General features: G+C 75.2%; 2 protein-coding genes. Both read right to left on the bottom strand.

Annotated features, from left to right (window positions below):
• Positions 1 to 6,958, bottom strand: a 6,958-nt coding sequence (locus tag AC0693_RS38460) for a type I polyketide synthase (RefSeq protein ID WP_478804583.1), incomplete at its 3' end; no start/stop codon positions are given.
• A 210-nt stretch (positions 6,959 to 7,168) separates the two neighbouring features.
• The coding region (locus tag AC0693_RS38455) for an SDR family NAD(P)-dependent oxidoreductase (protein WP_478804582.1) at positions 7,169 to 10,591 on the bottom strand (3,423 nt) is incomplete at its 5' end.

Here is a 10,591-nt window from a genome sequence, read left to right as displayed (position 1 = left end):
CATCCAGCGCGGCCGCGAACACCGGGTAGGTGTCGTACAGTTCGCGGCCCATGCCGAGCCGCTGACTGCCCTGCCCCGTGAAGAGGAACGCGAGCCCGCGGCCGGCGGCCGTGCCGCGGGCGAGCCCCGGCGCGTCCTCTCCCGCGGCGATGGCTTCGAGAGAGCGGAGCAGACCTGCGCGGTCGGTGGCGGTGAACGCCGCGCGGTGTTCGAGGCCCGCCCGACCGGTGGCCAGGGAGCGGGCCAGGTCCACGAGGCCGGAGCCGTCCTCGGTGACCGCGGCGGCGGCCGCGGGCAGCAGCCGGGCGGCCTGGTCGCGCAGTGCCCGCGGGGTCCGGGCGGACAGGACGCAGGGCACGGGGCCGGTGGCGGCCGCCCTGGGATGCGGCCGGTCCGTGGTGCCGGGGGCCTGTTCGATGATGGTGTGGGCGTTGGTGCCGCTGATGCCGAAGGAGGACACCGCGGCCCGGCGCGGCCGGTCACCGGCGGGCCAGGCCGTGGCCTCGGTCAGGAGCCGGATGTCGCCCGCCGTCCAGTCGACGTGCGGGGTGGGCTCGTCGACGTGGAGGGTCTGCGGGAGCACTCCGTGCCGCATGGCCATGACCATCTTGATGACGCCCGCGACACCGGCTGCGGCCTGCGTGTGACCGATGTTCGACTTGACCGACCCCAGCAGCAGCGGGCGGCCCTCCGCGCGGTCCCGGCCGTAGGTCGCCAGCAGGGCCTGCGCCTCGATCGGGTCGCCGAGCCGGGTGCCCGTACCGTGTGCCTCTACCGCGTCGACCTCGGCGGCCGACAGACCGGCGCTCGCGAGCGCGGCGCGGATCACGCGCTGCTGTGCGGGGCCGTTGGGTGCGGTCAGGCCGTTGGAGGCACCATCCTGGTTGATCGCCGAGCCGCGGACCACGGCGAGGACGGGGTGGCCGTTGCGGCGGGCGTCCGAGAGCCGCTCGACGAGGAGCATGCCGACGCCCTCACCCCAGCCCGTACCGTCCGCCGCGGCCGCGAAGGCCTTGCAGCGGCCGTCGGGGGCGAGGCCGCCCTGGTGGCTGAACTCACTGAAGGTGCCGGGGGTGGACATCACGGTGACGCCGCCCGCCAGCGCGAGGGTGCACTCTCCGCGCCGCAGGGCCTGGACGGCCCAGTGCAGGGCGACCAGTGAGGACGAACAGGCGGTGTCGACGGTGACGGCGGGCCCTTCCAGGCCCAGGGTGTAGGAGACCCGGCCGGACATGACGCTGCCCGCGTTGCCGGTCATCACGTGGCCGAGGACGCCCGCCGCGTCGGCGGACCGCTCCAGCAGGGCGTCGTAGCCGGTGTAGGAGGCGCCGACGAAGACGCCGGCGGCGCTGCCGCGCAGGGACGTCGGGTCGATGCCCGCGCGCTCGACGGCCTCCCAGGAGGTCTCCAGCAACAGGCGCTGCTGCGGGTCCATCGCGAGCGCCTCACGCGGCGAGATCCCGAAGAAATCGGCGTCGAAGGAGTCGGCCTCGTGGACGAACCCGCCAGCGAAGTCCCGGCCGTGGCCGTCCGCCGCCGCGGACAGTTCGGCGACGTCCCAGCCACGGTTGCCGGGGAGTCCGGCGATGGCGTCGCCGCCGGACTCGACGAGCGTCCACAGCTCCTCGGGGCTCCGGACGCCGCCGGGGTAACGGCAGCTCATGGCGACGATGGCGATGGGCTCGTCGTCACCGATGGCGGTGGCGGCGAGCGCCTGGGCAACGGGCGCGGCACCGAGGAGTTCGCCGTGCAGCTGCCGGGCGAGCGCCGTGGGCGTGGGGTGGTCGAAGACGAGCGTGCTGGCCAGGCGCAGCCCGGTGGCCGCGCCGAGGCGGTTGCGCAGGTCGACAGCGGTCAGCGAGTCGAAGCCCAGGTCCTTGAACGCCTTGGCGGGCTCGACCTGTTCGGCCGAGGCGTGCCCCAGTACGGCGGCGACCTGGGCCCGGACCAGGTCGAGCAGGTACCGGTCCTGTTCGGCCCGGGTGAGTGCGGTGAGGCGCTCGGCGAGCGGGATGCCCCCGTCGGTACGGGTGCCTGCGGACCGGCGGCCTGCCGGTCCGAGGAGCTCCCGGAAGACGGGGGCGACCGGACCGGGCGCCGCGGCGTCGCGCAGCGCGGCCGGGTTCAGGCGCGCGGGGACGAGCGCAGGGCGGCCGCAGACGAGCGCGGCGTCGAGGAGGGCCATGCCGTCGGCGGCGGTGAGGGCGCCCATGCCGAGCTGTTCCATGCGGCGCAGCTGGGTCTCGTCGAGGCCCCCGGTCATGGCGCTGGCGTCGGCCCACAGGCCCCAGGCGAGGGAGGTGGCGGGCAGGCCCTGGTGGTGGCGGTGCTGGGCCAGGGCGTCCAGGAGGGCGTTGGCGCAGGCGTAGTTGGCCTGGCCCGCGCTGCCGAGGACGCCGGCGAGGGCGGAGTAGAGGACGAAGGCGGTGACCGGCAGGTCACGGGTCAGCTCGTGCAGGTGGAGCGCGGCGAGGGCCTTGGGCCGCAGCACGGTGTCGAGGCGGTCGGGGGTGAGGGAGGCGAGGATCCCGTCGTCGAGGACGCCCGCCGTGTGGACCACGGTGGTCAGGGGGTGCTCGGCGGGGACCGTCGCGAGGGCGGCGGCCAGGGCGTCGCGGTCGGCGGCGTCGCAGGCGGCCCAGGTGACCTCGGCGCCCAGCGCGCGCAGTTCCGCGGCGCGTTCGGCGGCGCCGGGCGCGTCGGCGCCGCGGCGGCTGAGGAGCAGCAGGTGGCGGACGCCGTGGGTGGTGACCAAGTGGCGGGCGGCGATGCCGGCGAGGGTGCCGGAGCCGCCGGTGATCAGCGCGGTGCCCCGCGGGTCGACGGCGACGCCGGCGCCGGCCGTGGCCGGGCGGTCCGCGCGGGTCCGGCGCAGCCGGGCCACGTGGACGACTCCCTGGCGCAGCAGAAGCTCCGGCTCCTCGGAGGCGGTGGCGAGGGCGGTGGCGAGGACGGCCGCGTCGGCGCCGGTCAGGTCGTCGCTGTCGGCCAGGACGAACCGGCCGGGGTTCTCGGTCTCGGCGCTGCGCACCAGGCCGCGGACGGCGGCGTGCGGCAGGTCGGCGGGGTCCTCGGCGGGCCCGGCGACGGCGCCGCTGGTCAGGACGACCAGGCGGGAGGCGGCGAACCGCTCGTCGGCGAGCCAGGCGTGCACCAGGCCGAGGGCCCGGTGCGCGGCTTCGGTCAGGGTCTGCGCGGTGGTTCCGGTCGCCTGTCGCGGGAAGGGGGCCAGGACGTACGCGGGGACGGGCGTCCCGGCTTCGGCCGCTGCGGCCAGGGCCGCCAGGTCGGCGTGACGGGTGGCGGCTCCGTACCCGGCGTCGCCCAGCACGGCCCAGTCCCCGGCGGGCGCGGTCGCGCCGACGGTGCCGACGGTGGTGTCCGCCCGGGCCGGTAGCGGCACCCAGTCGAGCTGGAACAGTGCTTCGCGCACCGAGGCCGGCAGTGGCGCCGGTCGCGCGACGGCGTGGTTCCCGGCGGCGAACGGTCGGGACGCCAGCCGGCCGACGGTCGCCACGGGGTCGCCGAGGTCGTCGGCGAGGTCCAAGGCGACGGTGCCGTCGGCGGCGGGCCGGATGCGGACGCGCAGGGCTCCGGCGCCGACGGCGTGCAGGGCCACGTCCGACCAGACGCTGCCGGGGGCGGTGCCCGCCGCCGGGGTACCGGCGTCCGGGCCGGTCAGGAGGTCCGCGGCGTACGCGGCGGCGTCCAGCAGCACCGGGTGCAGGCCGAAGGCGTCCCCCTGCGGGGCGCCCTCGGGGAGGCGCACCTGGGCGTAGTAGGTGCCGGCGTGGTGCCAGGCGGCCTCCACGGCCCGGAAGAGCGGGCCGCGCTGCGGCCCGGGAGCCCGGCCGGCCGCGTCTCCGGTCTCGTCCCCGGCGTAGAGGTGGCCGAGGTCGACGGTTTCGGCCCCGGCGGGCGGCCACTGGGCCAGGTCGGCGGGGGCTGTCTGCGGGGCGGGGGCGCCGGGGCGCAGGACACCGCGGGCGTGGCCGGTCCACGTACCGTCCTCGGCGGCGTCGTCGTCGGGGCGGGCGGAGACGGTGAAGGCGCGGCGGCCCCCCGCGTCCGGCTCCTCCACCAGAACCTGGATCCGTACGCCACCGTCGGCGGGCAGCGTGAGCGGGGCGTCGAGCGTCAGTTCCTCGATGTCCCCGCAGCCGGCCCGGTCGCCCGCACGGACGGCGAGCTCCACGAAGGCGGCGCCGGCCAGGACGGCCGTACCGGTCAGGGTGTGCTCGGCCAGCCAGGGCTGGGTGCGCACCGAGAGCCGGCCGGTGCACAGGACGTGGCCGGACCCGGCGAGGGTGACCGCGGCGCCGAGCAACGGGTGGCCCGCGGGGTCGAGTCCGGCGACGCCGAGGCCACCGGCCGCGGCGCCGGGCTCCAGCCAGTAGCGCTCATGCTGGAAGGCGTAGGTGGGCAGGTCGACGCGGCGGGCGCCGGTGCCCGCGTAGTACGCGCTCCAGTCCACGGCTGCGCCGCGGGCGTGGGCCCGGGCGAGGGCGGCGAGGGCCGTCTCAGGCTCGGGGCGCGCGTCGCGCAGGGCGGGGACGAAGGCGGCGCCGTCGGTGGTGACGCAGTCCTGGGCGAGGGCCGACAGGACGGCGCCGGGCCCGAGTTCGAGGTACGTCGTCACGCCCGCGGCCTCCAGCGCGCGGATGCCGTCGGCGAAGCGGACGGTCTCACGGACGTGGCGGACCCAGAAGTCGGCCGAGCCCATCTCGTCGGTGACGCGCGCGCCGGACAGGTTCGACACCACCGGGATCCGCGGAGCCCCGTACGTCAGGGACTCCGCCACCTCACGGAAGGCGTCGAGGATGCCGTCCATGTGCGCCGAGTGAAAGGCGTGGCTGACCGTCAGCCGCTTCGTCTTGCGGCCGGCGAACGAAGCCACCACCGCCAGCACGGCATCCTCGTCACCCGCGATCACGACCGACGTGGGACCGTTGACGGCGGCGATGCTCACCCGCCCGTTCAGCAGCGGCAAGACCTCGTCCTCCGACGCCTGCACCGCCACCATCACACCACCCGACGGCAACGCCTGCATCAGCCGACCACGCGCGGACACCAGCGCACACGCGTCCTCCAGCGAGAACACCCCCGCCACATGCGCGGCCGCGATCTCACCAACCGAGTGACCCGCGACGAAGTCCGGCGTCAGCCCCCAGCCTTCCATGAGGCGGTACAGCGCCACCTCGACCGCGAACAGCGCGGGCTGCGCGTACTCCGTACGGTCCAGGACGGCCGCATCGTCGCCGAACAGCACGTCTTTCAGGGGCAGTTCGAGCTTCATCCGCTCGCACACCGCGTCGAAGGCGGCCGCGAATGCCGGGAAGGCGGCGTACAGCTCACGCCCCGCCCCGAGCCGCTGACTGCCCTGACCGGAGAAGAGGAACGCCGTCCGGCCCTCGGCCACGGTGTCCGTGACCAGGCCCGCGGCCTCCTCCCCCGCCGCCAGCGCCGCGAGCGCGCCGTCGAGGTCGGCGTCGGTACGGCCGATGAGGACGGCCCTGTGCTCCAGAGCGGCCCGGGTGGTGGTGAGGGAGTGGCCGAGGTCCAGGGCGGAGGATCCGGCGGCCGCCCCGCTGCGGGCGGCGATCAGCCGTGCGGCCTGGTCCCGGAGGGCGGCGGCGCTGCGGCCGGACAGCGTCCAGGGCAGCAGGGCGGGCCGGACCGGGGCCGGGGCGGCCTCCTCGCCCTCGGAGACCTCCTCCGTCGGTGCCTGCTCGATGATCGTGTGAGCGTTGGTGCCGCTGACGCCGAAGGCGGAGACGGCCGCGCGGCGCGGTGCACCGGTCCGGGGCCAGGCCATGGGCTCGGTGAGCAGCGAGACGGCTCCGGCGGACCAGTCGACGTCGGGGGTGGGCTCGTCGACGTGGAGGGTCTTGGGCAGGACCCCGTGCTGCATCGCCATGACCATCTTGATGATGCCGGCGACGCCCGCGGCGGCCTGGGTGTGGCCGAGGTTGGACTTCAGCGATCCCAGGAGCAGCGGCCGGCCCTCCGGGCGCTCCTGCCCGTACGTGGCCAGCAGCGCCTGGGCCTCGATGGGGTCGCCGAGACGGGTACCGGTGCCGTGGGCCTCCACGACGTCGATCTCCGCGGCCGAGAGCCGGGCGCTCTCCAGGGCCTCGCGGATGACGCGCTGCTGGGCGGGGCCGTTGGGGGCGGTCAGGCCGTTGCTCGCACCGTCCTGGTTGACGGCCGAACCGCGGACCACCGCGAGCACCGGGTGGCCGTTGCGGCGGGCGTCGGAGAGCCGCTCCACGAGCAGGACGCCGACCCCCTCGGACCAGCCCGTGCCGTCGGCCGCGGCCGCGAAGGACTTGCAGCGGCCGTCGGCGGACAGGCCTCGCTGGCGGCTGAATTCGACGAAGACGTCCGGTGTGGGCATCACGCAGACGCCGCCGACCAGGGCGAGCGAGCATTCGCGCTGCCGCAGGGACTGCCCGGCGAGGTGCAGGGCGACCAGGGAGGAGGAGCAGGCCGTGTCGATGGTGGCGGCCGGGCCCTCCAGGCCGAGGACGTAGGAAACGCGGCCGGACAGCACGCTGGTCGCGCCACCGGTCAGCAGCAGCCCTTCGAGTCCTTCGGGGACCTCCCGCAGGTCAGCCCCGTAGCCCATGGCTCCGGCACCGATGTAGACGCCGGTACGGCTGCCGCGCACGGACGCGGGGTCGATTCCGGCGCGCTCGAAGACCTCCCAGGAGGTTTCGAGGATCTGGCGCTGCTGGGGGTCCATCGCCAGGGCCTCGCGCGGCGATATGCCGAAGAATCCCGGGTCGAAAGCGGTGGCGTCGGCGAGGAATCCGCCGCCCGAGTTGTAGAAGGTGCCCTTGCGGTCGGGGTCGGGGTCGGCGAGGGAGCCGATGTCCCAACCGCGGTCCTCGGGGAAGCCCGTGATGGCGTCACCGGCGCCGTCGACCAGTCGCCACAGGTCCTCGGGGGATCGCACACCGCCGGGGAAACGGCAGCTCATCGCGACGATCGCGAGGGGTTCATGGGCGTCCTGCTCGACCTCTTGGAGACGGCGGCGGGTCCGCCGCAGCTCCGTGGTCATCCACTTCAGGTTTTCGAGAAGCTTTTCTTCGTTCGTGCCGGCCACTGGAACGTCACCTCCTGGAGAAATGCGGCTTGCTTGCGGTCATCTGATCGGGCATCAAGATCAGGCTTTTCCGAATTCGTTGTTGATGATGTCGAAGAGGTCTTCGGCTGAAGCCGATTCGATGGCGGATTCCTCGTCCTGCGCGGCCTGGGCGGCCGGGTCCGTCCTGGCCCACTTCGCCAGGAGCGTTTCGAGCCGTTCCGTGACACGGGCGCGCTCGGCGGCCGCGTCCTCGGGGACCGACGAGAGGAGGATCTCCAGCTTGTCGATCTCCGTGATCGCCGGGAGCGCGGGCACGGCGTCCTCGCCGAGGAGTTCGGTACGGACGTGGGCGGCCAGGGCGGCGGGGGTGGGGTGGTCGAAGACGAGGCTCGCGGGCAGGCGCAATCCGGTGGCGGAACCGAGCCGGGTGCGCAGGTCGACCGCGGCGAGCGAGTCGAAGCCGAGCTCCTTGAAGGCGCGACCCGCGGCGATCGTGGCAGCCCCGTCGTGGCCGAGGACCGCGGCGACGTGCTCGCGGACCAGGCCGAGCAGGGTCCGTTCCGCCTCGTCGGGGGTCATGCCCCGCACATCGGCGAGCAGCCGCTCCGGTCCGGCTCCGGTACCGGCGTCGCCGCCCGTCACGGTGCCGTGCTCCGGCTGCCCGGCGGCCAGTGCGCGCCGTACCTCGGGGAGGTCGGCGATCAGCGGGCGCGGACGGGCCGCGGTGAACGCCGGGGCGAACAGGTCCCAGCTGACGTCGGCGACGGTCACTGTCGTGTCCCCGGTGTCGAGGGCCCGCTGGAGGGCGACGATCGACCGCGCGGGGTCCATCACCGGGAGGCCGCGCCGGCGCAGTTGCTCCGCTGCCTCCTCGTCGGCTACGAGCCCGCCCTCGCCCCACGGGCCCCAGGCCACGGCCGTGGCCTTGAGCCCGCGGTCGCGGCGCTGCTGGGCCAGGGCGTCGAGGTGGGCGTTGGCCGCCGCATAGGCGGACTGACCGCCGCTGCCCCAGACGCCCGCGATGGAGGAGAACAGGACGAAGGCGTCCAACTCCGTTTCACCGAGCAGTTCGTCGAGGTGCTCTGCTCCGGTGACCTTCGCGGCGAGGACCGCCGCGAGGTCGCCGGGGCCGCTCTCGGCCAGCGGGGCGTACTGGCCGACGCCCGCCGTGTGGAACACGGCGGTCAGGGCCGGGCCGGAGCCGTCCTCGCCCAGAGAGGCGAGGAGCGTACGGAGGGATTCCCGGTCGGTGACGTCGCAGGCGACGGCCGTGGCCCGGGCCCCGAGCGCGGCGAGCTCGGCGATCAGCGCGTCGACGCCCTCGGCCCGCGGCCCGCGGCGGCCCGCCAGGACGAGGTGCTCGGCGCCGTGCGCGGCGAGCCAGCGGGCCACGTGTGCGCCGAGCGCACCCGTGCCGCCGGTGATCAGGACGGTTCCGCTGGGCCGCCAGGGGGCACGGTCCTCGGCCGCCGGGGCGGCGTGGCCGATCCGGCGGGCGAGGAGCCCGGCCGACCGCACGGCGACCTGGTCCTCGTAACCGGACGCGGGCCCGGACGCGGTGTCCGTCGCGCCGAGCACGGCGAGCAGCCGCTCCATCGCCCGGCCGTCCGCGCCGACGGGCAGGTCCACGAGACCGCCCCAGCGCTCCGGGTGCTCCAGGGCGACGACCCGGCCGAATCCCCACATCTGTGCCTGTACCGCGCTGCGTACCCGGTCGGCAGGTCCGGTCGCGACGGCCCCGGCGGTGACGCACCACAGCGGCGCGTCGACCCCGGCGTCCCCGAGAGCCGGGACGAGCGCCCCGGTCAGGAGCAGCCCGGCCGGTGCGGCCGGGTGCACCGGGTGCGGACCCTCGGCGAAGGCCAGCAGCGACACCACGCCGTCGGCCCGGTCGCCTGCGAGCGCGGCGCCCAGCAGGTCGGCCACGATGGCACGGTCGGCCGTGGCCGCCTCCAGGACGACCTCTCGTACGTCGACGCCCTGCGCCCGGAGGGCGTCCGCGACCCCGGGCAGTGCGGAACCGGGCCCGGCGGGCACGGTGGTGACGACGAGCCAGGTGCCCGAGGGGCGCGCGGCCGGCTGCGGGTCGCCGAGCGGCTTCCAGGTGACGGCGTAGCGCCAGCCGTCGACGACCGAGCGCTCCGCGCTGCGGCGCCGCCAGGCGGACAGTGCCGGGAGCAGGTCGCTCAGCGGGCGGTCGGCGTCGATCTCCAGGGTGGCGCTGAGGGCGGTGAGGTCCTCGTTGTCGACGGCGGCCCAGAAGGCGGCGTCGACCGCACCGCCGGCCTCGGCAGCGACCTCGGCGGACACCGGGTGGACGGCTTCCTCCAGCCAGTAGCGCGTCCGCTGGAAGGCGTAGGTCGGCAGGCCGACGCGGCGGGCGCCGGTACCGGCGTAGTACGCGCTCCAGTCGACGGTGACGCCGTGGGCGTGGGCCAGCGCCAAAGCGGTGTTCAGGGCCTCCGCCTCGGGACGGCCCTTGCGCAGTGCGGGTACGAAGACGGTGTCAGTGGTGTCGCCGGTGAGGCATTCCTGGGCGAGCGCGGAGAGGACACCGTCCGGCCCGAGTTCGATGTAGGCGGTCACGCCCGCGGCCTCAAGCGCGCGCACCCCGTCAAGGAAGCGGACGGCTTCGCGGACGTGCCGGACCCAGAAGTCGGCCGAGCCCATCTCGTCGGTGACCGGCGCACCGGTCAGATTGGAGACGACCGGGATGCGGGGCGCCGCGAAGGCGAGCCCCTCGACGACCTTGCGGAAGTCGCCCAGCATGCCGTCCATGTGCGGGGAGTGGAAGGCGTGACTGACGGTGAGGCGCTTGGTCTTGCGGCCCCGCGCCTCGAAGACCGCGGCGATCGAGGTGGCCTCGTCCTCGTCACCGGCGATGACCACCGACTCCGGGCCGTTGACCGCGGCGATGCCGACGCGGCCGGCTCCGGCGAGGAGCGGCAGGACCTCGTCCTCCGCGGCCTGGATCGCGATCATCGCACCACCGGACGGCAACGCCTGCATCAGGCGGCCCCGGGCGGCGACGAGCACACACGCGTCATCGAGGGAGAAGACACCCGCGACGTGCGCGGCGGCGATCTCACCGATGGAGTGACCGGACAGGAAGTCCGGTCGCAGCCCCCGGCTCTCGACGAGCCGGTAGAGGGCCACCTCGACCGCGAACAGCGCCGGTTGCGTGTACTCCGTACGGTCCAGCAGCTCGGCATCCGATCCGAACAGCACGTCCTTCAACGGGAGGTCCAGGTCGAACCGTGCACATACCGCATCCAGCGCGTCCGCGAACACCGGGAAGGCGTCGTACAGTTCACGCCCCATGCCGAGCCGCTGACTGCCCTGGCCGGTGAACAGGAAGGCCAGCCCGCCCTCGGAGGCGGTACCGCGGGTCAGGCCTGCGGCCGGCTCGCCGGCTGCGAGGGCCTGGAGCGCGGCCAGGAACTCGGTCCGCTCCCCCGCGACCAGCACGGCCCGATGTTCGAGGGCTGACCGGGAGGTCGC

It is taken from the genome of Streptomyces sp. NPDC043876, assembly GCF_056435825.1.
The sequence above is the reverse complement of the archived record's forward strand: the minus strand, read 5'-3'. Positions and strand labels throughout refer to the sequence as shown.